This window comes from Pseudomonas sp. 008, assembly GCF_016861935.1.
GTDB lineage: Bacteria > Pseudomonadota > Gammaproteobacteria > Pseudomonadales > Pseudomonadaceae > Aquipseudomonas.
This window is the reverse complement of sequence record NZ_BOMA01000010.1, coordinates 212,362-235,869: the sequence shown is the minus strand read 5'-3', so window position 1 is coordinate 235,869 and position 23,508 is coordinate 212,362. Positions and strand designations below refer to the sequence as shown.

At 58.2% G+C, this 23,508-nt stretch carries 25 protein-coding genes and 1 pseudogene; 17 read left to right on the top strand and 9 right to left on the bottom strand.

What is annotated here, in order from left to right; genetic code table 11:
• Positions 1-54 precede the first annotated feature (54 nt).
• The 3 genes from JUI81_RS21180 (at position 55) to JUI81_RS21170 (ending at position 1,428) form a co-directional block, all read left to right on the top strand.
• The gene (locus tag JUI81_RS21180) at positions 55-636 is read left to right on the top strand and encodes a DJ-1/PfpI family protein (protein WP_007935757.1); all 582 of its coding nucleotides are present in this window, start codon (positions 55-57) and stop codon (positions 634-636) included.
• Positions 637-650: 14 nt separating this feature from the next.
• Entirely contained in the window at positions 651-956 is a 306-nt protein-coding gene (locus JUI81_RS21175; RefSeq protein ID WP_019580887.1) for a ribbon-helix-helix domain-containing protein, read from the top strand.
• A gap of 127 nt (positions 957-1,083) precedes the next feature.
• Entirely contained in the window at positions 1,084-1,428 is a 345-nt protein-coding gene (locus JUI81_RS21170) for a YegP family protein (RefSeq protein ID WP_019580886.1), read from the top strand.
• 130 nt (positions 1,429-1,558) lie between these two features.
• Here the strand turns inward: JUI81_RS21170 and JUI81_RS21165 are convergent, their stop codons facing one another.
• The gene (locus JUI81_RS21165; protein WP_204124968.1) at positions 1,559-2,446 is read right to left on the bottom strand and encodes a dihydrodipicolinate synthase family protein; all 888 of its coding nucleotides are present in this window, start codon (positions 2,444-2,446) and stop codon (positions 1,559-1,561) included.
• A 29-nt stretch (positions 2,447-2,475) separates the two neighbouring features.
• Positions 2,476-3,258, bottom strand: a complete 783-nt coding sequence (locus tag JUI81_RS21160; RefSeq protein ID WP_019580884.1) for an aldolase — start codon at positions 3,256-3,258, stop codon at positions 2,476-2,478.
• 109 nt (positions 3,259-3,367) lie between these two features.
• On the opposite strand from JUI81_RS21160, the gene JUI81_RS21155 reads away from it, so the two are divergent.
• Positions 3,368-3,910: a helix-turn-helix domain-containing protein gene (locus JUI81_RS21155; RefSeq protein ID WP_019580883.1), complete on the top strand. Its 543-nt coding sequence runs from the start codon at positions 3,368-3,370 to the stop codon at positions 3,908-3,910.
• Positions 3,911-4,062: 152 nt separating this feature from the next.
• Here the strand turns inward: JUI81_RS21155 and JUI81_RS21150 are convergent, their stop codons facing one another.
• Positions 4,063-5,082: a DUF4917 family protein gene (locus tag JUI81_RS21150; protein ID WP_018926836.1), complete on the bottom strand. Its 1,020-nt coding sequence runs from the start codon at positions 5,080-5,082 to the stop codon at positions 4,063-4,065.
• A 156-nt stretch (positions 5,083-5,238) separates the two neighbouring features.
• Between JUI81_RS21150 and yiaY the strand changes: the two are divergent.
• A pseudogene (gene yiaY, locus JUI81_RS21145) lies at positions 5,239-6,388 on the top strand (L-threonine dehydrogenase).
• Between the two features lie 99 nt (positions 6,389-6,487).
• On the opposite strand, the gene JUI81_RS21140 reads toward yiaY, so the two are convergent.
• A complete protein-coding gene (locus tag JUI81_RS21140; RefSeq protein ID WP_204124967.1) occupies positions 6,488-7,723 on the bottom strand; it encodes an aminotransferase class I/II-fold pyridoxal phosphate-dependent enzyme in 1,236 nt (411 codons plus the stop codon).
• Between the two features lie 240 nt (positions 7,724-7,963).
• On the opposite strand from JUI81_RS21140, the gene JUI81_RS21135 reads away from it, so the two are divergent.
• The 10 genes from JUI81_RS21135 (at position 7,964) to JUI81_RS21090 (ending at position 17,673) form a co-directional block, all read left to right on the top strand.
• Positions 7,964-8,872, top strand: coding sequence for a LysR substrate-binding domain-containing protein (locus JUI81_RS21135; protein WP_028939278.1), 909 nt, complete (start codon positions 7,964-7,966; stop codon positions 8,870-8,872).
• A gap of 164 nt (positions 8,873-9,036) precedes the next feature.
• On the top strand, positions 9,037-10,230 hold the full coding sequence (locus tag JUI81_RS21130) for a CaiB/BaiF CoA-transferase family protein (protein ID WP_204124966.1): 1,194 nt from the start codon (positions 9,037-9,039) through the stop codon (positions 10,228-10,230).
• Entirely contained in the window at positions 10,227-11,153 is a 927-nt protein-coding gene (locus tag JUI81_RS21125; protein WP_204124965.1) for a hydroxymethylglutaryl-CoA lyase, read from the top strand. Before JUI81_RS21130 ends, JUI81_RS21125 begins: the two co-directional genes overlap by 4 nt.
• Before the next feature lie 177 nt (positions 11,154-11,330).
• Positions 11,331-12,662, top strand: a complete 1,332-nt coding sequence (locus JUI81_RS21120) for an MFS transporter (RefSeq protein ID WP_019580877.1) — start codon at positions 11,331-11,333, stop codon at positions 12,660-12,662.
• 220 nt (positions 12,663-12,882) lie between these two features.
• The gene (gene fos / locus JUI81_RS21115) at positions 12,883-13,299 is read left to right on the top strand and encodes a fosfomycin resistance glutathione transferase (protein WP_204124964.1); all 417 of its coding nucleotides are present in this window, start codon (positions 12,883-12,885) and stop codon (positions 13,297-13,299) included.
• A gap of 62 nt (positions 13,300-13,361) precedes the next feature.
• Complete coding sequence (locus tag JUI81_RS21110) at positions 13,362-14,000, top strand: LysE family translocator (RefSeq protein WP_204124963.1); 639 nt, start codon at positions 13,362-13,364, stop codon at positions 13,998-14,000.
• Positions 14,001-14,103: 103 nt separating this feature from the next.
• Positions 14,104-15,453 (top strand): sensor domain-containing diguanylate cyclase, encoded by a 1,350-nt coding sequence (locus JUI81_RS21105; RefSeq protein WP_026286478.1) that lies wholly within the window; start codon positions 14,104-14,106, stop codon positions 15,451-15,453.
• 116 nt (positions 15,454-15,569) lie between these two features.
• Complete coding sequence (locus JUI81_RS21100) at positions 15,570-15,725, top strand: stress protein (RefSeq protein WP_081791039.1); 156 nt, start codon at positions 15,570-15,572, stop codon at positions 15,723-15,725.
• 74 nt (positions 15,726-15,799) lie between these two features.
• Complete coding sequence (locus tag JUI81_RS21095) at positions 15,800-16,303, top strand: DUF4142 domain-containing protein (RefSeq protein WP_204124962.1); 504 nt, start codon at positions 15,800-15,802, stop codon at positions 16,301-16,303.
• A 284-nt stretch (positions 16,304-16,587) separates the two neighbouring features.
• Complete coding sequence (locus tag JUI81_RS21090) at positions 16,588-17,673, top strand: type I restriction endonuclease (protein ID WP_204124961.1); 1,086 nt, start codon at positions 16,588-16,590, stop codon at positions 17,671-17,673.
• A gap of 166 nt (positions 17,674-17,839) precedes the next feature.
• On the opposite strand, the gene JUI81_RS21085 is transcribed toward JUI81_RS21090, so the two are convergent.
• Positions 17,840-18,370 (bottom strand): DUF2867 domain-containing protein, encoded by a 531-nt coding sequence (locus JUI81_RS21085; protein ID WP_204124960.1) that lies wholly within the window; start codon positions 18,368-18,370, stop codon positions 17,840-17,842.
• A 23-nt stretch (positions 18,371-18,393) separates the two neighbouring features.
• Entirely contained in the window at positions 18,394-19,062 is a 669-nt protein-coding gene (locus JUI81_RS21080) for a DJ-1/PfpI family protein (RefSeq protein ID WP_026286477.1), read from the bottom strand.
• Positions 19,063-19,188: 126 nt separating this feature from the next.
• On the opposite strand from JUI81_RS21080, the gene JUI81_RS21075 reads away from it, so the two are divergent.
• The gene (locus JUI81_RS21075; RefSeq protein ID WP_081625760.1) at positions 19,189-19,743 is read left to right on the top strand and encodes a TetR/AcrR family transcriptional regulator; all 555 of its coding nucleotides are present in this window, start codon (positions 19,189-19,191) and stop codon (positions 19,741-19,743) included.
• Between the two features lie 202 nt (positions 19,744-19,945).
• On the opposite strand, the gene JUI81_RS21070 is transcribed toward JUI81_RS21075, so the two are convergent.
• Positions 19,946-21,334: an amino acid permease gene (locus JUI81_RS21070; protein WP_275406301.1), complete on the bottom strand. Its 1,389-nt coding sequence runs from the start codon at positions 21,332-21,334 to the stop codon at positions 19,946-19,948.
• A 268-nt stretch (positions 21,335-21,602) separates the two neighbouring features.
• Between JUI81_RS21070 and JUI81_RS21065 the strand changes: the two genes are divergently transcribed.
• A complete protein-coding gene (locus JUI81_RS21065; RefSeq protein WP_111454825.1) occupies positions 21,603-22,061 on the top strand; it encodes an Lrp/AsnC family transcriptional regulator in 459 nt (152 codons plus the stop codon).
• A gap of 84 nt (positions 22,062-22,145) precedes the next feature.
• Here the strand turns inward: JUI81_RS21065 and JUI81_RS21060 are convergent, their stop codons facing one another.
• Both JUI81_RS21060 and JUI81_RS21055 read right to left on the bottom strand, forming a co-directional pair.
• Positions 22,146-22,685: an AidA/PixA family protein gene (locus JUI81_RS21060; RefSeq protein ID WP_204124959.1), complete on the bottom strand. Its 540-nt coding sequence runs from the start codon at positions 22,683-22,685 to the stop codon at positions 22,146-22,148.
• Between the two features lie 124 nt (positions 22,686-22,809).
• Positions 22,810-23,313, bottom strand: coding sequence for an inclusion body family protein (locus tag JUI81_RS21055; protein WP_019580873.1), 504 nt, complete (start codon positions 23,311-23,313; stop codon positions 22,810-22,812).
• Between the last annotated feature and the right edge of the window lie 195 nt (positions 23,314-23,508).

The following is a 23,508-nucleotide window of genomic DNA, read 5'->3' as shown; positions in this document are numbered from 1 at the left end:
GGACTACCTTGAATACTCCTGCAGGCCCACGCATTTTCCAGAGGAGTCCTCCCCATGGCTGCTAAAAAAATCCTGATGCTGGTTGGCGATTACGTCGAAGACTACGAAGTGATGGTGCCCTTCCAGGCGCTGCTGATGGTCGGTCACACGGTGCATGCCGTTTGCCCGGACAAAACCGCCGGCCAGACCGTGCGCACGGCGATCCATGACTTCGAAGGCGACCAGACCTACAGCGAAAAACCCGGTCATCTGTTTGCCCTGAACTTCGATTTCGCCAAGGTCGATGCGGCGGACTACGACGCGCTGCTGATCCCGGGCGGTCGTGCGCCGGAGTACCTGCGCCTGAACGAAAAAGTCCTGGCGCTGGTGCAAGCGTTCGACAAGGCCGGCAAACCGATCGCCGCCGTGTGTCACGGCGCGCAATTGCTGGCCGCTGCCGGCATTCTTGAAGGTCGCGAGTGCAGCGCCTACCCGGCCTGTGCCCCGGAAGTGCGCCTGGCTGGCGGCACGTACATCGATATCCCGGTGACGGAAGGCCACGTTCAAGGCAATCTGGCCACTGCCCCGGCCTGGCCGGCGCACCCGAGCTGGCTGGCCGGTTTCCTCGGGTTGCTGGGCACCAAAATCACGCTGTAACGAGGGACCTGTCCATGTGCGAGCTCTACGTCAAGGCCGATCCGATTCTCTACGAATCGCGCTCCCGCTCGCTGCGCATCTGCGGGGTGGTGACCACCCTGCGGCTGGAGAACCAGTTCTGGGACATCCTCAGCGAAATCGCCGAGGTCGACGGCATGACCACCAATCAGTTGATCGCCAAACTGTATGAAGAGGTGATGGACTACCGCGGCGAGGTGGTGAATTTCGCCTCGTTCTTGCGGGTCAGTTGCATGCGCTATTTGAGCCAGCGCCGGGTGCAGGCACCTGAGTTGTCGGTGGTGCGGACGGTGGTGAAGTAGGGCGGTTTTGTTTAGATGCCGGCCTCTTCGCGGGCTTGCTCGCGAAGAGACCGATACAGGCGACAGAAAACCTGGCTTGGTCTTTACTCTGAAGCGCGAAACCTCTCAATCGCCAAGGAGAACAAGCATGTCTGGATGGTACGAAGTGAGCAAAACCAGCAATGGTCAGTTCAAGTTTGTGTTGAAAGCGGCCAACGCCGAAACCATTCTGGTCAGTGAGCTGTACACCACGCGCGGTGCGGTCGACAGCGGAATCGCCTCGGTCCAGGCGAATAGCCCGCTGGACGAACGCTACGAGAAAAAAGCCACCAAGGATGGCCATCCTTACTTCAACCTCAAGGCCGCCAACCATCAAATCATCGGCAGCAGCGAGTCTTACTCATCCGATGCCGCGCGGGAAAAAGGCATCGCCAGCGTCAAGGCCAACGGCCCGACCACGGTGATCAAGGACAAGACCTTGCCGGTGTTCTAAACACACCGCTGATTAATTGTGGGAGCGGGCTTGCTCGCGAAGGGGGCTTAACATTCAACGAAGAGGTTGAATGTCAGACCGCTTTCGCGAGCAAGCCCGCTCCCACAGTGGTTTTGTGTGTGGCTGAAGATCAGCGCAACGCGTTCAACAGACCCTGCAACTGACTGCGGCCAGTCTCGCCGAGTGCAAACACCGGCAACCGCGGGTCGCCCGCTTCCAGCCCGACCAGGCGCAAACCAGCCTTGATGGTCGCCGGCAGACCGCCCTTGAGGATGAAGTCCAACAACGGCAACTGGCGATAGAACAGTTCGCGAGCCTTGCTCAGATCATTGGTCAATACCGCTTCGTACAAGTCGAGATTGAGCTGCGGAATCAGGTTCGGCGCCGCTGTGCACCAGCCTTTGGCGCCGGCCGCGAACGCTTCCAGTGCCAATGGATTGCAGCCGTTATAGAACGGCACCCGGCCTTCGCCCAGCAGTTGCAGTTTGTGCATGCGCTGAATATCGCCGGTGCTTTCCTTGACCATGGTGACGTTTTCGACCGCGTTGAAAATCCGCAGGATCAACTCCACTGACATGTCGGTGCCGCTGGTGGCCGGGTTGTTGTAGAGCATGATCGGCACGCCGATGCTCTCGCCGATGGCGCGGTAGTGGGCGAGGATTTCCGCCTCGCTGAGTTTCCAGTACGACGCCGGCAGCACCATCACCACATCGGCGCCGTGGGCCTCGGCGAAACGCGCGCGGCGCACGGCTTTGGCGGTGGTCAGGTCGGACACGCTGACGATGGTCGGGACGCGTTTGGCGACGTGGCGGATGCTGAATTCGCTGACTTGATCCCATTCCGCGTCGCTCAGGTAAGCGCCTTCGCCGGTGCTGCCCAATGGGGCGATGGCGTGGACACCGCTGTCGATCAGGCGGTCGATGGAACGCCCGAGCGCGTCGAGATCAACGCCTTCGCCCTGGGCGGTGAACGGGGTGATGGTGTAGCCGATGATGCCGTGAATGTTTACGGTCGACATGGCGTCTCTCCTTTCAAGAATGAGTGGGGTCAGTTCAGGCAATCGGCGTGTTGGCGCAGGTTCTGCCGGGCGTAGTAGTTGAATGCGGCAGCGTGGCGCTTGGGCTTGGATATCCAGTCGTGGGCTTCACGGCCCAGCTCGGGAAGAATCGGTTTGATTGCACCGGCGGCCATGGCCAGCAACTGCAACTTCGCTGCGCGTTCGATCAGTTGCGCAATGACACAGGCCTCTTCGATGGTCGCGCCGGTGGACAACTGGCCATGATGGGAAAGCAGGATCGCCCGCTTGTCGCCCAAGGCCCCGGCAATCAGTTCGCCTTCTTCATTGCCCACGGGCACCCCCGGCCAGCCCTCGAGAAACGCGCAGTCGTCGTAGAGCGGGCAGAGGTCCATGTGGGAAATCTGCAGCGGTACTTCCAGCATCGACAGTGCCGCGACGTGAGTCGGGTGCGTGTGAATGATGCAGTTCACGTCCGGCCGGGCGCGGTACACCCAGCTGTGGAAGCGGTTGGCCGGGTTGGGCATGCCGTGGCCTTCAAGCACTTCCAGGTCTTCGTTGACCAGCAACAGATTGCCTGCGGTGATCTCGTCGAAACCCAGGCCCAATTGCTGGGTGTAATAGGTGCCTGGTTGTGGTCCGCGGGCGGTGATTTGCCCGGCCAGGCCAGAGTCGTGGCCGTTTTCGAACAGAATGCGGCAGGTCAGAGCCAGCTTTTGCCGGTCGGTCCACGTATTATCCGCCAGGGTGTTTTGCATCTGTGTCAGCGCTTGCTTGACCAGTTGCTCTTTGGGTAGTGCTAATGTCTTGGCCATATCAGTGTCCTTTGGGTGGGGCATGCAAATGACACTAAAAATGCTATATGACACTTTGTGTCATTGGCAAGGACAAATCGTTGCCTCCTTGATGGATTAACCGTTCCACATGTCTATCCGTTTGAAATTACTGAGAAAAAAACTTGGCGTGACGCTGGAGGCCCTGGCCGAAAAATCCGGCATGACCAAGAGCTATCTGTCGAAAGTCGAGCGCGGGTTGAATACCCCCTCGATTGCCGCTGCGCTGAAACTGGCCAAGGCGCTGAATGTGAAGGTCGAGGAGTTGTTTTCCGAAGACAGCGTCAGCCTCGACAGCTATAGCCTGGTGCGCAGCGACGAACGCCAGTCCCTGGCCGCCAACGACCAGAGCCCCGGTTATGCGGTGTTGGCCCATCAGGTCAGTGAACGCAGCCTGTTGCCGTTCATCATTTACCCGCCGACTGAGTTCACCGACAAAACCTTCAAGGAACACTTGGGGGAAGAGTTTCTGTTCGTCCACGAAGGGCAGGTGGAAGTGGACTTCATGAACGAGCGGGTGCTGCTCAATCGTGGGGATGCGCTGCACTTCAATGCGCAGAAACCGCATCGCCTCAGGTCAGTGGGCGAGGTGCAGGCGCAGTTGTTGGTGGTGGTGCATAGCAGCGAGGAATGAGGTTATCGGGCTTTTGTGGCGAGGGGGCTTGTCGGAACGCCGCACCGCCCCGTTCGGCTGCGCAGCAGTCGTAAAACCAGAGAACTCGGTGTGACTGAAGATACTAGGGGGCTGCTTCGCAACCCAACGGGGGCAAGCCCCCTCGCCACAGGTCAGACCTCGACAGGCACGGTCAGCTTAGGGTTACCGAGCGCATGCGTCTTCGAATCAAAAAAACGCAACGCCACACCCGTCCCCTCGAACACCTTCGCGTAATGCCGCTTCTGATGCTGGATGAACGCCTTGCTGCGCGGGTAAATCGAGATCGCTACGACTTTTGGCTTTGCCTGGCGCAACGCATGAGCGATGTGACTGTCCTGCTCGCCAAGGGCATGCCCGAAGATACACAACCCGTCACCGTGGCCGAGTAACTGGTCGTAACAGAACGACAGGTAATCCGAGCTGCGAATGGTCTTGAGTTTGTCTTGCGCCGGGCCTTCGTTGACGAACAGCGGCACGTCGTCGAGGGTCTTGATCGTATTGTTGATAGCGAAGTTGCCGAGCAACGTCCCTTCGGTCGACATCAGTTTGCGCGCCGTGCCGTCCTGATTGCGCACCAGATGCAGGCCGCCGTGCAGGTACAGTAAACGCGGTTTGTCGGTGGCGCTGGCGCTCAGATCGAAGCCGGGTTCGGCACCCTGGAACAGGTCGGTAACGACGTCCGGCCGATGCTGGATCGCCCAATAGCTGAGCAAGTCGTAGTTGGTGGTGAACACCGTTCGATAGCTACCCAGTTCCTGATTGATCGTCGCCAGCGTCGAAGGCTTCACCAGCCGCCACGGGATATGCACCGCGTGCACGGTGTTGATCAGCGCTTCCTTGATCGCGTAGTAGCGATTGCGCGGTGCCGCAGAGCTGACGGCCAGGGCCTTGTTGACCCGGCTGGTGGTTTTCAACGCCCCAAGCACTTGTTCAAAACTGCGCGTCTGCATCGCGTCGAACACGCTCAGCTCGGACTGGCTCAGCGGTTTTTCTTCGACGGTGCGGGCATTTTCGAACAGCGAGTCGTAGCCGAAGTCGTCCCACACGGCGCGGCTGGCGCCGTTACCCACCAGCAGGCCGCCGAACGAGGCGGTGGTGCGCAAGGCGTTCCAGTCTTCAAGTTGGGCATCGACATCCTGGAAATCGGTCATTGCGTTTGTCGTCTCGAAGCAAAAGGTCTGATGGACGGCGACTTTATCACGCCCGGGCGTTGAGCCAGATCAACATACCGCGTGACTGATCGGTCGACCCTGTGCGCACCCGCCGAATCGGCATTGCCGATTCGGTTTCAGCCAGGAGACTCGCGCATGAGCAGTACGTTTTTCATCCCCGCCGTGAACATCATGGGCACCGGTTGCCTCGACGAAGCCATGGACGCCATTGGCAAGTATGGTTTTCGCAAGGCGCTGATTGTCACTGACGCCGGGCTGGCCAAGGCTGGCGTGGCATCGAGGATTGCCGAGAAACTGGCGTTGCAGGACATCGACTCGGTGATCTTTGACGGCGCCAAGCCGAATCCGAGCATCGCCAACGTCGAGCACGGCTTGGGCCTGCTCAAGGAAAGTCGCTGTGATTTCGTGGTGTCTCTGGGCGGCGGTTCGCCTCACGACTGCGCCAAGGGCATCGCCTTGTGCGCCACAAACGGTGGGACGATCCGTGACTACGAAGGTGTCGATCGGTCGGCCAAACCCCAGCTACCGTTGATCGCGATCAACACCACCGCCGGCACTGCCAGCGAGATGACCCGTTTTTGCATCATCACGGATGAATCGCGCCACGTAAAAATGGCCATCGTCGACACGCAATGTTACGCCGCTGCTGTCAGTCAACGACCCGGAACTGATGGTCGCCATGCCCAAGGGCCTGACCGCCGCCACCGGCATGGACGCATTGACCCATGCCGTCGAAGCCTACGTCTCCACGGCAGCCAACCCGATCACCGATGCCTGTGCGCTGAAAGCCATCACATTGATCAGCGACAACCTGCGCCAAGCCGTGCAGGACGGCAGTGACATGATCGCGCGGGAAAACATGGCCTACGCGCAATTTATGGCGGGCATGGCGTTCAACAATGCGTCCCTTGGCTACGTTCACGCGATGGCCCATCAGTTAGGCGGGTTCTACGACCTGCCCCATGGTGTGTGCAACGCGGTGCTGCTGCCTCATGTGCAAAGCTTCAACGCGCTGGTGTGCGCCCCTCGCCTGACCGATATTGCCCACGCGATGGGGGCCGACATCCGCGGGCTCAGTCCGGAAGAGGGCGCGCAGGCGGCGATCGCGGCGATCCGCAGCCTGGCCAGGGATGTGGACATTCCCGCCGGTTTGCGTGAGCTCGGTGCCAGGCTCAATGACATCCCGGTCCTTGCCGGTAATGCCCTGAAAGACGCCTGTGGACTGACCAACCCACGGGCGGCGGATCAGCGGCAGATCGAGGAGATTTTCCGCAGCGCGTTCTAAGCGGTTCGACGGCCGGGCGCGAGCACTACGCAAAGCAGCGCGCCCAAGGCCAGTAAGGTGCATAACGGCGATAACGGCTGGTTTGATCTTCCCTGGATTTCAGCTGTCGATGTCCCGGCCGTGAGCACGTAAAAGCTCGGTGATGAGTCCACAGAAATGGCGGATCAGCGTCGTCCCCATGTCGGCGCGCAGGGTGATTCTGATGGCTGCCTTGCCTTGTGCAACCACCGGGAAAAAGACTGCCGAGGTGAAGAATCCGTGATTGGCCAGTTCAATGGCGATGTGGTTGGCCAGCGATGCCTCACCGCAATTGACCAGTCGAATCGCCATGTTGCTGTTGTGTTGTGCGGTTCGGATGAGGCTGTCAAAGAGGCGGATATTAACCTGAAGCTTTTCCTGCAGCGCGGCGAATTCCAGGGTGTGGTGTAGCTGGATGGATGCCCGGCCCGCGCCAATGGCTGCACTGTTCAGGCTTTGCGACCAGTTGTTGGGGCCGCCGTAACGCGCAATTAGCTTCTTCTGCCGTTCACTGCCCAGCATCACCAGACCGCCGCTGGCGCCGAACGACTTGGCCAGCGAGGCGACAATGAGGCAGTCATCATCCAGGGTATGCAGCCTGGGACGCACAAGACCGGCGCCGAATGTTCCTACAGAGGAAAGCGCGTGGGAATCGTCCAGATAGAGAAACAGCCCATAGCGGTCCTTCAGATACAAAAGGCTGTCCATGTCCGCAACCCCGCCCATGCTGTAGGCGCCGTCGGCGACATACGCGACTCTGGTGTGCTGTTGACACAGCGTCTCGAGGAAGTCCATGTCGTTATGCGGGCACGTCACGACCTTCGTTTCATCGGCACAGGCGGCTTTGAGGTGACTCATCGAGTAATGCGCCAACCGGTCGAAAGCCATCACCGGAGGGCTATTTTCCGTGAATACGCCGCTGGCCAGCAGCGGCAGGGTCCCGGCACTTGCCGCGCTGCACGACAGGGCGCTCAGGCAACTGGCGCCGAACAACTCGGACAGTTCGGATTCGTATTGGTCCAGAATCGCCAGTTTGCAGCGGTTCCTGGAATTGGCGATGCGAAGTGTGCCGGTTTCCCACAGCGTGGTCATGGCGCCGTCGAGAATATCGGGATGGTGATCCAGACCCAGGTATGACGTCGTACAGAAATCATGAAACGCTCTCCCGTACTGATCGAGCATGCGGTTGGCACTTTTTATCTCAACGTTGAGCCCCGCGATTTTTCCGGTTTCGGCGGCCTCCCAATCATGATCAGCCAATGAGACGAGTTTGCGGTAGTTGGTGAAGGTGTGCGCCGTGTACGGTATCTGGCTCATGTGCGAGTGACATTCCTTGAGTGAATCTATCCGTGGGTTTGTTGCAGTTTGTGTGTGTTGCCAGACTTTACAGAGAGTCCCGATGGGCTTTGAATCGGCAGTTTCCGGTAGTACTGAGAGTTGTAAGAGAATTAGTTGTAGGGCGATGCCCTGGGGGGCTGTGGGTAATTGGATGGCGGGCACGAATCGAATCCGGGCTATCCTGCCGACTCAGTCGAACCGAAATCATCGAGCCCTGCCATGCTGCAAAAAAGCCTCATCCGCCGCCTCGACCTGATCACTCTCCAGCTGTTTGTGGCCGTCCACGAAGAGGGCACCTTGACCCGTGCCGCCGCCCGCGAAGCGATCGCGGTGTCGGCGGCCAGCAAGCGGTTGATGGAGTTGGAGGAGGCGCTGGGCATCAGCCTGTTCGTGCGCCAGGCCAAGGGCATGACGCTGACGCCGGCCGGTGAAACCCTGCTGCACCATGCCCGGCAGATGCTGTTCAACGTCGAGAAAATGGGCCTCGAACTGGGCGAACACAGCCACGGTGTACGCGGTTATGTGCGGATGCTCGCCAACCTGTCGGCGATCATTCAATTCCTGCCCGAAGACCTGCGGGACTTTTCCGCGCGCCATCCGCAGGTCAAGACCGACCTCGAAGAGCGCCCCAGCAGCGGGGTGATCCAAGGCGTGCTCGATGGCGTGGCGGACCTCGGGATCTGCTCCAGCGACAGCGACGTCAAGGGGCTGCACCGTGTTGTTTATCGCCAGGACAAACTGGTCGTGCTGATGCCAGCCGATCATCCGCTGGCGAGTCGTTCGGCCTTGGCTTTTGCCGACACGCTGGACAGCGATTACGTCGGTCTGCATTCGGCCAGTTCCATCAACATGCGCACCCATGCGGCCGCGCGCAAGGCCGGCAAGGTGCTGAGGTTGCGGATTCATGTGCCGGGGTTCGACGCCATGTGCCGGATGGTCCAGGCCAACATGGGCATCGGCATCCTGCCGCTAAAGGCCTACGAACTGTTTGGCCGGGCGCTGGGGTTGCACGCGGTGCCGCTGACGGATGACTGGTCGGATCGTGCGTTGATTCTGGTGGTGCGCGATGAAGCGGCGCTGTCGCCGGTGAGCCGGATGTTGTTTGAGCATTTACGCGGCCAAGCCTGACAGTTCTCGATTGCATGGACGGGCCTCTTCTGACTTGAGGTCGCGGTAATCTCCAGCCAGGCATTCGCGTTTCGCGAACGGTCGTTGCCAACAGAAGGTTGGATTCCATGCCACTCGGTCCTCTAGCCTTGGCGCATATTCCAAGAACAAGAGGTACCTCCGCGATGACTGCCCCCTTGAGTGCAATCAAAGTGATCGAGATCGGCACGCTGATCGCCGCGCCGTTTGCCGCGCGCATGCTGGCCGAGTTCGGCGCCGAAGTGATCAAGATCGAAGCCATGGGCCAGGGCGATCCCCTGCGTAAATGGCGCAAGCTGCACGAAGGCACTTCGTTGTGGTGGTACCTGCAATCGCGAAACAAGAAGTCCCTGGCGCTGAATCTGAAATCCCCTGAAGGCATCGAACTGGTCAAGCAACTGGCGACCGATGCCGATGTGCTGATCGAAAACCTGCGCCCCGGCGCCCTGGAGAAACTCGGCCTGGGCTGGGACGTGCTGCACGCCCTCAATCCCAACCTGACGCTGGTGCGCATTTCCGGTTACGGCCAGACCGGCCCGTACCGTGATCGTCCGGGTTTCGGGGCGATCGGCGAGGCCATGGGCGGAATTCGCTACACCACCGGTACTCCCGGTTCGCCGCCGGCCCGAGTGGGGGTCAGCCTCGGTGATTCCCTGGCTTCGCTGCACGCGGTCATCGGTGCCTTGATGTCGCTGCTGCGGGTCAAGACCGGGCAGGGCGGCGGGCAAGTGGTCGATGTGTCGTTGGCCGAAAGCGTGTTCAACGTCATGGAAAGCCTGGTGCCGGAATACGACATGCTCGGTCATGTGCGTGAGCGCAGCGGCGGGGCGTTACCGGGTATTGCGCCGTCCAACACCTACCTGACTGCCGACGGCGCCTATGTGGTGATCGCCGGCAACAGCGACCCGATCTACAAGCGCCTGATGGCGGTGATTGGCCGGGCCGACCTGGCTGAAGCGCCGGAGTTCGCGCATAACGATGGCCGCGCCGCCAAAAGTAATGTGCTCGACGCAGCCATTACTCACTGGACCAGCAGCCTGCCCATCGATGAGGTGTTGGCGGCTCTGGAAGCTGCCGAAGTCCCGGCCGGGCGCATCTATTCGGTGGCCGACATCGTTGCCGATTCTCACTATCAGGCGCGGGGCATGCTGCTCAACGCCGAACTGCCGGGTGGTGCCTCGGTGAAGATGCCGGGCATCGTTCCGAAAATGTCCGAGACCCCCGGTGGCGTGAACTGGTCGGGGCCGAGTCTGGGTCAGCACACCGACGGCATCCTCGCGGGGCTGGGCCTGACTGACCAGGACATCGAACGGTTGAAAGCTGAAGGAGTGGTGCAATGATCACTGATTATTCCCAGACCCTGATCGTTCAGGAAGTCTCCCCGCGTGACGGCTTGCAGATCGAGCCGACCTGGGTCGAAACCGTCGACAAGATTGCATTGATCGATCAGCTGTCGCTGGCGGGGTTCAGCCGCATCGAAGCCGGTTCGTTCGTGTCGCCCAAGGCGATTCCGGCACTGCGCGATGGCGAACAAGTGTTCAAGGGCATCGCCCGACAGCCAGGCGTGATCTATGTCGCGTTGATCCCTAACCTCAAAGGTGCACAACGAGCACTGGACTCGGGGGCTGACGAGCTGAACCTGGTGATGTCCGCCAGTCAGACCCATAACCTGGCAAACATGCGGATGCGTTGCGAGGCGTCATTGGCCGCGTTTGGCGAGATCGTCGAGTTCGTTCGCGGCACACCGGTGCGGCTCAACGGCAGCATCGCCACGACCTTCGGATGCCCGTTTGAAGGCACGATCGATGAGGATCGCGTGCTGCAGATTGTCGAGGCTTATCAGGAGCTCGGCATTACGGGCATTACTCTGGCCGACACCACCGGCATGGCCAATCCACGCCAGGTCGACCGTGTGGTGCGACGGGTGTTGCAACGGGTTTCACCGGCTGATCTGACCCTGCATTTCCACAACACGCGCGGCCTCGGCCTGTGCAACGTGCTGGCAGCTTACGAGGCCGGAGCCCGGCGCTTTGACGCAGCCCTCGGTGGTCTTGGCGGTTGCCCGTTTGCACCGGGTGCCTCGGGCAATATCTGCACCGAAGATTTGGTCAACCTGTGCGATGAAGTCGGCATTCACACCGGCATCGACTTGCCGTTGTTGCTGCGATTGTCGCGAGGCTTACCCGCGTTGCTGGGCCATGAAGTGCCCGGGCAGCTCGCCAAGGCCGGACGTAACTGCGACCTGCACCCGACACCCTCCTGAACTCACCGAACAAACACTGTAGGAGCGAGGCTTGCCCGCGAAAGCGGTCTGACATTCAGCATCGATGGAGGCCGACACACCGCCTTCGCGGGCAAGCCTCGCTCCTACAAAAGCCACAACGAACCAGACAACAAAAACAATCGGACGCCCACGGGACGTCTGCCTGGAGAAACCACGATGAGCCTCAATGTTCTGGAGGCGGGCGTGAGCCCGTCCGTTAGTCACGACGCCGAAAAAGCCCTGGTCCGCAAAGTCGCCTGGCGACTGATGCCGCTGATCATGGTCTGCTACCTGTTCGCATTTTTCGACCGCATCAACATCAGCTTCGCCAAGTTCCAGTTGCAGGCCGACCTGAGCCTGAGCGATACCGCTTACGGCCTCGGCGCCGGGCTGTTTGTAGTCGGTTATGTGATCTTTGAAGTGCCGAGCAACATGATGCTTTACAAGGTGGGTGCCCGGCGCTGGATCGCCCGGATCATGATGTCGTGGGGGCTCGCGACGGCGGCCATGGTCTTCGTCAACAGCGAATGGCAGTTCTACGCCCTGCGTTTCGTGATCGGCGCGATGGAGGCGGGTTTTGCGCCGGGCGTGCTGTATTACCTGACGCTGTGGTTCCCGCAGCACTATCGCGGGCGCATCACCTCGATGCTGTTTCTCGCGTCGGCGTTTGCCGGGCTGGTTGGCGCACCGTTCTCCGGGTTGGTGCTGCAACACCTTGATGGCTTCCTCGATATGCGCGGCTGGCATTGGCTGTTTCTGCTCGGTGGCGTGCCTTGCATCGGCCTCGGTTTGTTGGTGCTGACCGTGCTCAAGGACCGCATCGAAGATGCCCATTGGTTGACCCCGTCGGAGAAGACACTGCTCGCCAGCCGTATCGCGCACCACGAACCCCACAAGAGCGGCGGCTCCTTGCTGGCCGCACTGCGGATTCCGGGTTTCCTGATGCTGGGGCTGATCTACTTTCTGATTCAGGTGGCGTCCTACGGCTTGAATTTCTGGGCGCCGCAACTGATCCGCAGTGCCGGCACCGAGAGCCCGGTGATGATCGGCTTGCTGACCGCCATTCCCTACATCTGCGGCGCCATCAGCATGGTGGTGATCGGGCGGTTATCCGACGCCACCGGTGAGCGGCGCAAGTTTGTCGCAGGTCTGGTGGCGGCAGGCGCGGTGGGTTTCTTCTGCGCAGGAATTTTCGCCAACCACACGACGTTCCTGATTGTTGCCCTGGGCTTGCTCGGTGCGGGGATCATCGCGTCCATCCCGAGCTTCTGGACCCTGCCACCGAAACTCCTGGCCGGTGCCGGGGCAGGCGCCGCTGGCGGGATCGCGGTGATCAATACCCTTGGCCAGTTCGGTGGGATCGTCAGCCCGGTCATGGTCGGGCGGATCAAAGACCTGACCGGCAGCACCACCCCGGCGCTGTACGTCATCGGCGTCGCCGCGCTGATCGCCGCTGCGTTGTTGCTGTGGGGGTTGCCGCAGAAGCTGCGCACGCTCGACAAGTTCTGAAGTTCGCGGCGTCAGAAATACCGCTTTCGCGAGCAAGCCCGCTCCCACATTGACCGCGTCGGGCACAGGATTCGTGCCCGCCGCCACTCCCTGTGGGAGCGGGCTTGCTCGCGAAGACTGACTCTCAGCCAACAAAGCCCCCGTCGGCTGTACGCTCAAGGATGTTTAAGCTTTACTCTCCGCTCGCGACCACCCAGAGAGACTCAAGGTTACCCAACCCATGCTAACCGGCCTCAACCACCTGACCCTCGCCGTCACTGACCTGAACCGCAGCGTGGCGTTCTATCGCGATCTGCTGCAACTTCAGCTTGAAGCCACTTGGGACACCGGCGCCTATCTCTCGCTACCCGGTCTGTGGCTGTGCCTTTCTCTCGATCCACTGCACGAGTCCACGCCGGCCGCCGACTACACCCATTACGCCTTCAGCCTCGAAGCTGTGGACTTCCTGCCGTTCGTCGAGCGCCTGCGATCCGCCAACGTGCGGGAATGGCGGGATAACCGCAGCGAAGGTGCGTCGTTCTATTTTCTCGACCCGGACGGGCACAAGCTCGAGGCGCATGTCGGGTCTCTGGCGTCGCGGCTGGCGGCTTGTCGGCAGCGACCCTATGCGGGGATGAAGTTCTTCGACGATCAGTGAGTCGATATTCGGCGTCCTGAGATAGAATTGCGCCCCTTCACCCGGCGTCCTCAGGAATTTCCATGACACCATCGCTGCTAATGGCCGTTCTCGCCTCGGGTTTCATTTATGGCATTACGCCGGGGCCCGGTGTGCTGGCGGTGTTCGGCATCGGCGCGGCACGCGGACGGCGGGCCGGGGCGGGGTTTCTGTGCGGGCATTTGCTGGGCGACGTGGTCTGGTGCAGCACTGCACTGATCGCGATTGTCGGTGCGCGGGAAATCGGCAGCACTGCCTTCGATGTGCTGGGTGTGCTCAGCGGGCTTTACTTGTTCTGGCTGGGCCTGCGCGCGGTTCGCGCTCGTCGCGCCAGTGCCGAGGCGCCTCAGGGCCCGGCGCGGCAGCCATTCTGGCACGGCATCCTGTTCGGCCTGACCAACCCCAAGGCATACCCGGTGGCGGTGGCGACGTTTACAGCGCTGTTGTCCAGCCGTGCAGAGTTGCTGCATTGGTCAATGTTGCCCTGGTTGATCATCTTGAGCTTCATTGGTGGCCTTTTGGCCTACGCTATTCTCATTGGCATCGTCGGTGCGCGTCAGGTGCGCACGTTGTATCAGCGTCATGAACTGGCGATCACCCGCTTGTGCGGGGTCATGTTCATCGGTTTCGCCATCAATGCCTTGGTGCATGCGTTTCCGGGGTTGGTGACGAACAAGGCTTGAGGCTGAACGCAGGGAAGCGTCGGCTGCACAGTCATCGCTCGGGCGTATGACCGGTCAGGGAGGGTTGTTCAATGTTGCATTGTCCGGACATGCTCTCGGCATCATGGAAACCAGAAATTCCGCGCCACTGGCGAGCTACATCGATCTCTTGCTGGACGCCGTCTGTGCGGTGGACAAACAAGGTCGCTTCGTATTTGTCAGCGCGGCCTGCGAGCGCATTTTCGGTTACACCCCCGACGAGCTGATCGGCCAGTCGATGATCGACCTGGTTCACCCTGCCGACCGACAGCGTACCCTCGACGCCGCGCGGGAGATCATGGGGGGCGAACCCAAGCTCAACTTTGAAAATCGTTACCTGCGCAAGGACGGTCGGGTGGCGCACATTCTCTGGTCGGCACGTTGGTCGGAGGTCGATCAGTTGCGTATCGCCGTGGCGCGCGACATCACCGAGCGCAAACAGGCCGAGTCCCGACAAGCGGCGCTGTATGCGATCTCCGAAGCGGCCCACGCGGCGGAAGATTTGCTGGCGCTGTTCAAACGCATCCATTCGATCATCGGCGAATGGCTGCCGGCGTTGAATTTCTCCGTGGCACTGTATGACGAGCACTGCGCGCAGCTGAATTTCCCCTATCACGTTGACGACCATGAGCTGCAACCCGAGGATCCCGGGACTGTTACCGGGCGTTTGTGCGCAGAAGTGATTCGCAGTGGCTTGCCGATCCTGCTGACCCCGGATCAGGACAATCTGCCGGAGGGGTTTGCAGCGTTGGTCGAGGGCCAGGACTCACCCTGCTGGTTGGGCGTGCCGTTGAGTTCGCAAAACGGCACCATCGGCGCGCTAATCGTCAAAAGCGTGCCGGGCGGCGAGCGCTACACCGAACAAGACAAGGAGTTGCTGCAGTATGTTTGCGCCCAAGTCGCGACCGCGATCGAACGCAAGCAATTGCACGCCCGGCTCCAGCGCATGGCCCAGTACGATCAACTGACTCAGCTGCCCAATCGCGAATTGTTGCGCGAACGCCTCAAAGCTTCGCTGGCGCTGGCCCGGGCAGACTCCGGTCGAATGGCGTTGCTCTATGTCGACCTCGACCGCTTCAAGCAAGTCAATGACACCTTCGGTCATGCGGTCGGTGACATGCTGCTGCAAGCGGTCTCCAATCGGCTCAAGGGCTGCGTGCGCGAAACCGACACGGTGGCGCGCATTGGTGGTGATGAATTTGTCGTGTTGTTGCACAACATCCACGCCGCCGAAGATGCCGAGAATGTGGCGGGGAAAATCCGCCAGGTGCTGGTTCAGCCCCTGCGTCTGGACGGGCACAACCTGACGATCCAGCCGAGCATCGGCGTCGCGCGATACCCCGAACATGGCACCGAAGAAAAGCAGCTGTTCAGGCATGCCGATGAGGCAATGTACGCTGCCAAGCGCCAGCACCATTCACGTCTCGGTGTCTGAAAGTCCGTCACCGTTCGTCGCGGCGCTGCCAGGTTTTCTAAACCTTTTTGGGCATGGAAATTCATATCCTATGCGGGCGATTGCTCGCCGTGATCATCACCAAGAGGATGAGAACCATGCCTACTTCAAAACATCCGACCCCGGGTAGCGCCATCGATCGAACGAAGGCGTCTGAAGCCGGTCGCAAAGGTGGGAAAACTACCACGACGACTGTTGATAAAGACCCTGCCAAAGGCGGCATGGGCCGCAAAGGCGGTCAGAAAACTCCGTAATAGGTGAAGGTAGTTTTGTTTAATGGACGGGGGCGCAAGCTCCCGTTTGAATTTTCAGGAAGGAGGGCGCGACCATGAGCCGGATGGCCACCCGTTTACGCAATGCCGGTTTTGCCACGTTACTGGGCCTGTGCGCCACCAATGCCTTTGCCCAGTCTCCCGCCGAATTCGTCAATGAGGCGTCGGCCCAAGGCATGGCCGACATCGAAGCCAGCCGCCTGGCGCACCAGAAAACCGCATCCAAAGAGGTCAAGGATTACACCATCGTGGTGATCAACGATCGCACCACCGCCAACCAGCATCTGGCGAAAATTGCCAAGCAACTCGATTTACCGGTCGCACCACGCGAAGAGGTGGTCGACAAGGCCAAAGCCTTGATACCGGAGATTAAGGACGATACCTCTTTCGATCAGGCGTACGTCGACAGTCAGGTAAAGACCACCCAGGAAGCCATCGAGCAACTTCAACAACAAGCGCAGACAACGGACGTGCCGCAAATCAAAGCGTTCGCCGAAGAAACCCTGCCCAAGCTGCAAAACCATCTGCAAATGGCCAGGGCACTGCAAGCCAGTCGTTAGCTGCATGCCCCGCGATTGACGTTGGTCACTCGCGGGGGCATGGCTCAGCATTGATTCAAATCCTGCCTCTTTATTTCCTCGACGACGGTGCTGTCCAGGGAAATCGACCGTACGGGCATGATGAGAGTTCTGCTTGAAAATCCCGTGTTTGATGAAAAGCCAATGCTCTGAAGGGCACTTGCTGCGTTTGGAATCTTTCTTTGTGCCGGTTTGTGTCTAGTATCAATAGAGGTCAATTTGCCAGCACGCAAACACACGGATCGACATCAAGTAAGAGGTCACTCATGGAATTCTTTGAGAAGTTAGCAAGTCTAGCCGCCAAGGTTCGTTTGCAAAGCGCTGCCATTCAGACAGAGGAGGCCACCAAGAATGCTTTCGTCATGCCCTTTATCAGTACAGTGCTGGGCTACGATGTCTTTGATCCGAGTGAGGTGACTCCGGAATTCGTTTGCGATATCGGAACGAAAAAAGGAGAAAAAATTGACTACGCGATCATGAAAGAAGGGGAGGTACAGATCCTCATCGAGTGCAAAAAAATCGGCGAGCCGCTGCACATCAATCATGCCTCCCAGCTGTTTCGCTATTTCCATGTCACCAGCGCTCGAATCTCCATCCTCACCAACGGCCAGGTCTACAAATTCTTCACCGACCTGGATGCGCCCAACAAGATGGATGAAAAACCGTTTCTTGAACTCGATCTTCTGGATATCGACGAGTACTCCGTCCCCGAATTGATCAAGCTCACCAAGTCTGCATTCGATGTGGATTCGATCATCAACGCCGCGGGTGAGTTGAAATACGTCAGTCAGATCAAGAAGGTCATTGCTTCGCAGGTCCTCAAGCCTGATGACGACTTTGTAAAAGTCTTTGCCTCTCGAGTGTATGACGGGGTCATCACCCAGAAAGTCCGTGAGCAGTTTCAAGAGCTGACGAGAAAAGCGGTCGTGCAGTTTCTCAATGATCAGATCAATGACCGACTCAAATCAGCTATGAGTGGTGCCATTCAGCCTGCGCTGGCATCGGTACCGGTTCCTGCTGGCGGCAGTGATCAGACAGGTCAACGTGATGAATCAGAGGATAAAGTACTGACGACTCTGGAGGAGTTGGAGGGGTATCACATTGTCCGGGCAGTGGTTCGTTCGGTTGTGGATGCTAAACGGATAGTGCAACGCGACACGCAAAGCTACTTTGGCATTTTGCTGGATGACAACAATCGAAAACCGATTTGTCGCCTTCACTTCAATCGTTCACAAAAGTACATTGGGATTTTTGACGAAGAAAAAAACGAGACGCGGCATCCGATTGGATCGGTTGATGAGATTTACGATTATTCGGACCACTTGAAGAAGACTGTTGGCTATTACGACTAGCACTGTTGGATACGTATCATAAAAAGAACCGGCCTTTGAGGCCGGTTTTTTGTGGCGCGCCGTAGCATCTTAGAGGCCTGACGTTTGACATGAGAGACTTGGCCAGGCTTGCCAGAACAGCCTTCGATGGAAGGGTTAGACCTCAGGGGGCAGACAGCGCTCAGCCTTAGGGGCAGGTAGCCAGAGGCCAACCGATGCGCGCCGCACTGAGGAGGCTGGCCTTAACAACCAAGCGGTGAAATGGGGCAATAACGAAGATGTAGGCCCGGCCTAGACGGTTGTGGCACTGGACCACGGTTGAAAAAACGAGTTGGCGACTGCCTTCTGGCCCTGTCTCTCCAGAACATAGGATCGATATCCGGAAGTCGAGGTGCTTGTCGTCCTCTCCCAACACGATTTCAGTCTGGTTCGTGCTGTAGACCTTGAAGATTCCAATCCGATTAGCAAGTGATGCCAAATGTTTGGTTGTCTTGAGACCAAAACAGGCAACGATAGTGTCTCGGACTTTCATGAGCCATCCGATCCAGGATGGCTGGTGGGAAAGGATGAATCGAGCTAGCAAATCTGGATTGCTGGATGTGCCCGCAGGGAGCCGAATCGCAAAAGCGTCCGCCAGGTTCATCGACTTGTAAAGGTGGGTGATGCCGGACCTCGAGGGGACTGGCACGGACATAATGAGCTCAAATTCTCGGGGCATCGGGGATCTCTCCTGAGTTCTAACTACCAATTAGACGACATGCCATGTCGCGTCTCTTGTTGCGATGGTTTGTCGTGTAACGCTCCTTGTCGCCCTGTAAGTGCTTGTCGGATACTGAACCCGATCAAGGCATCATAGAGCTCTTGCTGCCCGGCTGGCAGAACAGGGAGCAACGTCGCACGGCGCTTGTCGACATCGAACCAGGATTCAACCAACCATCCCACCAGATAGAGCGCCGAAAGGCATCCGCCAGCGGTTGCAACGTTCCCCTGGCATACAAGAGGCTGGTCCAGGGGCTCAAGTCCCAGAGCTTGCAAGCTCGATCGTGCATCCGGATGTGTAGTTGCTTGGCCGCTGAGTAGCCCAAGCCGTTCGAGAATGAAAGCTCCGGCGCATATGGAGCCGATTCGCTGGCGTCTGGAGTCAAGTTCAAACGACGGCAGGAAATCTGGGGCGGCAAGTGCAGCGGGTATCCCTTCCTTGCCGCTGACGAACAATACCGCGTCGGCGCTATTGGCCTCGGAAAGCGGACCGTGCACCGAAACAGGCAGGCCGTGCGCCGATCGCACGATAGAGCTGGAACCCAATATTCGGACGTGCCAGTCCTCGGTGTTGCGGCCTAAGATGTCCCACATCAGGAATAGGTCGATATCAGTGAATTGGTCGAAAGCAACCAGAACGATTTTCTTCAAGGCGAGCTCCATGAAAAGTGCTGGCGTGCAAAACGCAACGGCCATCTTTGCTGGTGTTCGCAGCGTATCAATCGGTTGCGCACCATACACAGTCTGTATGGCGCTAAACATGGAGCGAAATAACGGGTGAGAAAACTAACTCGTAACCATTGGATCGCGGCTGGTTTTGAGGCTCTCGACCAAATCGGGCACATTGGCGTTTCGGCCGAGAGTCTATCGCGCCGATTGAATGTGACCCGCGGATCGTTTTATCACCATTTCCGCAATCGCGAAGACTTTGTCCGCACCTTGCTGGCCGCTTGGGAAGAAGACTACACGGAGCGCATGCTCGCTTATGCGGCGCAGGGTCGTAGCGCGGGCGAAACCTTGAAACGCTACTTGAGTATTGCCGCTGAGAAACAACCTGGGCGGGAAATTTCCATCCGAGCCTGGTCGCTGCATGATCCGTTGGTAGGCGAGTTTCAGCAGCGTGTTGATACAAGACGACTGGACTTCGCGATACGCACGTGCCGCCGCTTGGTCCATATGCCAGGCCAAGCAGAAGTGATTGGTCAGGTGGCCCATCTGTGCCTGATTGGTGGTCAACAGGCAGGGCTGCGGCGTGATGCTGCTCGCTTCAACGGTTTCCTGCATCGAGCCTTTTCACTTTTCGAAGGGGCTCTTCCACCGTGGCGGGCCTAAGTCATGAGTTAAATGGGGTAACTGAATAAATAGAGTTCGCGTGCCACTGCCAATGCGCGCCACTGGTCTCCTAGGGCTAAAAACAGGACAAATGAGGTGAGGATTGACAGGCGAATGTAATCAGGTGCGCAACTGGAATGCAGTTTCGCACCTGAAAACTATTGGAGGTTGATTGATACTCCAGACCTGACGAAATGCTGGATTAATGCAATAACGAGCGGCGCCTCGCATAGGCAAAGTAGATCACCAGGCCAATTGCCAACCACGCCCCAAATGCCAGCCAGGTCGTCTGCTTGAGGAAGGTCATCAAGGTTACGCAGAACGCGATGGCGAGCAATGGAACAATGGGCACGCCGGGGCATCTGAATGCACGAGGGAGATCAGGTCGGGTCTTGCGCAATACGATCACTGCCACCGAGATCAGACTGAATGCGGCCAACGTACCGATGTTGATCAGCTCGGCGAGGACGTTCAGCGGAATCAGTGCCGAGATCAGCCCGAAAACTATTCCGACCATCCAGGTGGCGAAAAATGGGGTGCCGAATCGTGTATGAACCCTGGAAAGGCGCTGGGGAAGCAGTCCGTCGCGCGACATTGCGTAGATGATCCTGGTTTGACCGTAAGCCATCACCAGAATGACAGTCGTCATGCCAACGATCGCGCCTAAATCAACGAACCCGGCAACCCAGCTTTCACCGGCATGTTGCAACGCCAATGAAACCGGATGATCAACGCCAAGGAATTGGGCATAGGGCACGATGCCGGTCATGATCATTGAAACGGCAACGTACAACACCGCACAAACGGCCAAGGAACCGATAATACCGATGGGGAGGTCACGCGCCGGTTTTTTCACTTCTTCGGCGGCAGAGGAAACCGCATCGAAACCAATAAAAGCAAAAAAAACCAAGGCAGAAGCACTCAAAATGCCATTGACGCCGAAGGGAGAGAAAGGTTGCCAGTTAGCCGGCTGAACATGTCTCACACCAACGGCGATGAAGAGCAGCACCACGGCGATTTTGATGATCACCATCACGTTGTTTACGCGCGCGGATTCCTTGATGCCTATAGAAAGCATCCAGGTAATCGCCAGCATAATCACCAGCGCGGGTAGGTTGAACCAGGTTTCCACGCCAGGCAAAGAGCCTGGAGCCGCCGTAAGCACAACCGGAAGATTCAGCCCGAATCCGCTCAGCAGGGACTGGAAGTAACCCGACCACCCAACAGACACAGCCGAGCTGGCCAGTCCGTATTCGAGCATCAGATCCCAGCCGATCATCCAGGCCACCAACTCTCCCAGCGTCGCGTAGCTGTAGGTATAAATCGAGCCTGCTACCGGTACAGATGAGGCGAACTCGGCATAACAGAGCGCTGCAAATGCACAGGCCAACGCTGCTAACAGGAATGAAACCGTGAGGGCTGGTCCCGCAGTCAATGCGCCGGTTCCGGTCAATACAAAGATGCCCGTCCCCACGATTGCACCGATACCAATCAGGACCAAATCCATCGGCCCCAGCACTTTTTTCAACCCTGCAGGAGCCCGGGCGGCAGCAATCATTGTGTCCAGGTCTTTTGTTCTGAAAATGCTCAATATTGCCTCCGTTGTTACTTATTTTTATTGTCAGAGCCAGTGGCTTTGGTGTCGGAAATGACAAGAAATTGTATTTCAGTGCCTCGAAAATTAGTTTTCGAAACGGGTCTGTATTTAGTTATTTTTCAGTCGTTAATTATCCAAAATGTGTTCTTTATGTAATTTTCTTTCTAGTATTTGTAGTTTCTAGAAATGGATGCTTGATCAAGGACCTGCGGGATGGGGCCAATCGCCCTACCGCGTACTCATTGTTAAACGGAGAGAACACATGGCGGAAATGGATAAGGTTGATCGTTCAATTCTGGAAATTCTGCAAATGAATGGTCGCCTGACGAACGCCGAGATCGCCGCTCGTGTTTGCCTGTCAGCGCCAGCCTGCTGGAAGCGCCTGAAGCGCCTGGAAGAGGAGGTGATTGTCGGGTATCACGCGCACTTGAACCCGAAGACCATAGGGCTGGGACTTTTCGCTTTCATCAGCGTCACCCTCGATAGTCACTCCGAGCAAGCCATGGAACATTTCGAAGCGGGCGTCCTGGCGCTGCCCAACATTATTGCCTGTCACAAAGTGTCGGGGAAATACGACTACCTCCTGCAGGTAGTCGTCAAAGACATGGAGGCATTCCATGAACTCGCCATGCATCGCATACGTACGCTCGGCAATATCAAGGAAATGTACACCGGTTTTTCGCTCAAGGAGATCAAGCACTGCAATACCTTGCCACTGTAAGTGCCTGGACTTGCTCGTTTCCGTACGTACGGTGGTGTGAGAGGACGACGGCTGTGAAGCCGCCTCCTACTCGATAATCTTTATTCACGCCGACAGCGTCACCTCAGTCTTCCAGCTGAAATACCCGAGCGCTTCGCAGCGCTGGTTGATCAGCATGAAGCTCAGTTCGCAGGTTGCCACGCCCGTGCTCAGTTGCGAGCACTCCCAATAATGATCATCGGCCTTGTGGCTGCCCGGCTGGTTCGGGTTGGCGGGGTCGGGCGCGGGGACGGTCTGGTCGCCATGGACGATCAGCTTGGGCGGAGAAAGGATCCCGGTATCGTCCACCGTGATGTTGTGGAATACCACGCTGTGTTCGGCGAGCAAACTGACGGTCCTGCCGCGAATATGAAAGACTTTTCCGTTGTTGGTGGTCAGTGTGATTTTGCTGTCGTTTTTAACATTTTTTGCTGCTGATGTAGCGCTGATGCCGAAGATGAAACCATCTTCAATCACGGTCGGCTTTTGCGGGTCAAGGCTGGGTTGCGGATAGCGCGAAAGCAGCGATTCGGCATCGACGATCAGCAGCACGCTATTGACGGTCACGGTACTCGCCGAAGGGGGGGTAATCGGTTCGGAAGTCATCATGGATTCCTTTCATGATGTTGACGCAAAACGGTAGCCGCTTCGGTTTCAAGCAAGACATCCTGTTCCAGCCGAGGCGGCAACGAACTGGGGTGACCCCTTGTTGCCAAGGGGTCCGCCATCGTCAATTACGGATGGTAATGAACGGATCCCACGAGCAGCAGCCGACAATCTGGCAGTTGCGATCCACGATCAGGAAGTTGAAGTGATAGGTCACGCTGCCGCACGCAAGGGTCTCTGAAGACCAGTAATAGTTATCGACTTTCTGGCAACTGGGCACCGACGGGTTGCTGGTATTCGGAACGGCGACGCAGGCGGTAGCCTTGCGTGGCGTGGGCGTGGAGATCAACTCGTTGCCGGCGTTACCGATGAACTTGTAGAAAACCACTGCAGTTTCGAAGCTCTGCGACAGGCTGGTTTCACGCCAGCGAATCAAGTCGCCTACCTGGGCTTTCAAGTTGAGCTCGCCACCGGCCTGGCCACTCACCACGTTGTTCTGATTGGTCACCATGTACACATGATTGACGTCGATCATCGTCGGCGCAGCAGGGTTTTTGCTGATGTTCGGGTAGTTTTTCAGAATGGTTTCAGTGTCGATGGAAACAAGTACATCCGTGACTCGAGACATAGTGAAGCTCCTTTTAACAATAGTGATTGTCTGGCTACTTACCAGGCACGACAACGCTTGTTTGCCTTGTGGCCGTTGCGAACACACTACTGGGGAACCCACTCGATCTCGGGGGACGAGCTGGCCTTGCTCCTTGCCTTGAAATGACGGGTTGGGTTCCTTCCAACAGGCCGCGATAGGACTATAGATGCCATT

What these genes read in the sequence shown, in the direction of transcription:
- JUI81_RS21180 (WP_007935757.1), top strand. Translation starts at nt 55, where the DNA reads ATGGCTGCTAAAAAAATCCTGATGCTGGTTGGCGATTACGTCGAAGAC.
- JUI81_RS21175 (WP_019580887.1), top strand. Translation starts at nt 651, where the DNA reads ATGTGCGAGCTCTACGTCAAGGCCGATCCGATTCTCTACGAATCGCGC.
- JUI81_RS21170 (WP_019580886.1), top strand. Translation starts at nt 1,084, where the DNA reads ATGTCTGGATGGTACGAAGTGAGCAAAACCAGCAATGGTCAGTTCAAG.
- JUI81_RS21165 (WP_204124968.1), bottom strand. Translation starts at nt 2,446, where the DNA reads ATGTCGACCGTAAACATTCACGGCATCATCGGCTACACCATCACCCCG.
- JUI81_RS21160 (WP_019580884.1), bottom strand. Translation starts at nt 3,258, where the DNA reads ATGGCCAAGACATTAGCACTACCCAAAGAGCAACTGGTCAAGCAAGCG.
- JUI81_RS21155 (WP_019580883.1), top strand. Translation starts at nt 3,368, where the DNA reads ATGTCTATCCGTTTGAAATTACTGAGAAAAAAACTTGGCGTGACGCTG.
- JUI81_RS21150 (WP_018926836.1), bottom strand. Translation starts at nt 5,082, where the DNA reads ATGACCGATTTCCAGGATGTCGATGCCCAACTTGAAGACTGGAACGCC.
- JUI81_RS21140 (WP_204124967.1), bottom strand. Translation starts at nt 7,723, where the DNA reads ATGAGCCAGATACCGTACACGGCGCACACCTTCACCAACTACCGCAAA.
- JUI81_RS21135 (WP_028939278.1), top strand. Translation starts at nt 7,964, where the DNA reads ATGCTGCAAAAAAGCCTCATCCGCCGCCTCGACCTGATCACTCTCCAG.
- JUI81_RS21130 (WP_204124966.1), top strand. Translation starts at nt 9,037, where the DNA reads ATGACTGCCCCCTTGAGTGCAATCAAAGTGATCGAGATCGGCACGCTG.
- JUI81_RS21125 (WP_204124965.1), top strand. Translation starts at nt 10,227, where the DNA reads ATGATCACTGATTATTCCCAGACCCTGATCGTTCAGGAAGTCTCCCCG.
- JUI81_RS21120 (WP_019580877.1), top strand. Translation starts at nt 11,331, where the DNA reads ATGAGCCTCAATGTTCTGGAGGCGGGCGTGAGCCCGTCCGTTAGTCAC.
- fos (WP_204124964.1), top strand. Translation starts at nt 12,883, where the DNA reads ATGCTAACCGGCCTCAACCACCTGACCCTCGCCGTCACTGACCTGAAC.
- JUI81_RS21110 (WP_204124963.1), top strand. Translation starts at nt 13,362, where the DNA reads ATGACACCATCGCTGCTAATGGCCGTTCTCGCCTCGGGTTTCATTTAT.
- JUI81_RS21105 (WP_026286478.1), top strand. Translation starts at nt 14,104, where the DNA reads ATGGAAACCAGAAATTCCGCGCCACTGGCGAGCTACATCGATCTCTTG.
- JUI81_RS21100 (WP_081791039.1), top strand. Translation starts at nt 15,570, where the DNA reads ATGCCTACTTCAAAACATCCGACCCCGGGTAGCGCCATCGATCGAACG.
- JUI81_RS21095 (WP_204124962.1), top strand. Translation starts at nt 15,800, where the DNA reads ATGAGCCGGATGGCCACCCGTTTACGCAATGCCGGTTTTGCCACGTTA.
- JUI81_RS21090 (WP_204124961.1), top strand. Translation starts at nt 16,588, where the DNA reads ATGGAATTCTTTGAGAAGTTAGCAAGTCTAGCCGCCAAGGTTCGTTTG.
- JUI81_RS21085 (WP_204124960.1), bottom strand. Translation starts at nt 18,370, where the DNA reads ATGCCCCGAGAATTTGAGCTCATTATGTCCGTGCCAGTCCCCTCGAGG.
- JUI81_RS21065 (WP_111454825.1), top strand. Translation starts at nt 21,603, where the DNA reads ATGGCGGAAATGGATAAGGTTGATCGTTCAATTCTGGAAATTCTGCAA.
- JUI81_RS21060 (WP_204124959.1), bottom strand. Translation starts at nt 22,685, where the DNA reads ATGACTTCCGAACCGATTACCCCCCCTTCGGCGAGTACCGTGACCGTC.
- JUI81_RS21055 (WP_019580873.1), bottom strand. Translation starts at nt 23,313, where the DNA reads ATGTCTCGAGTCACGGATGTACTTGTTTCCATCGACACTGAAACCATT.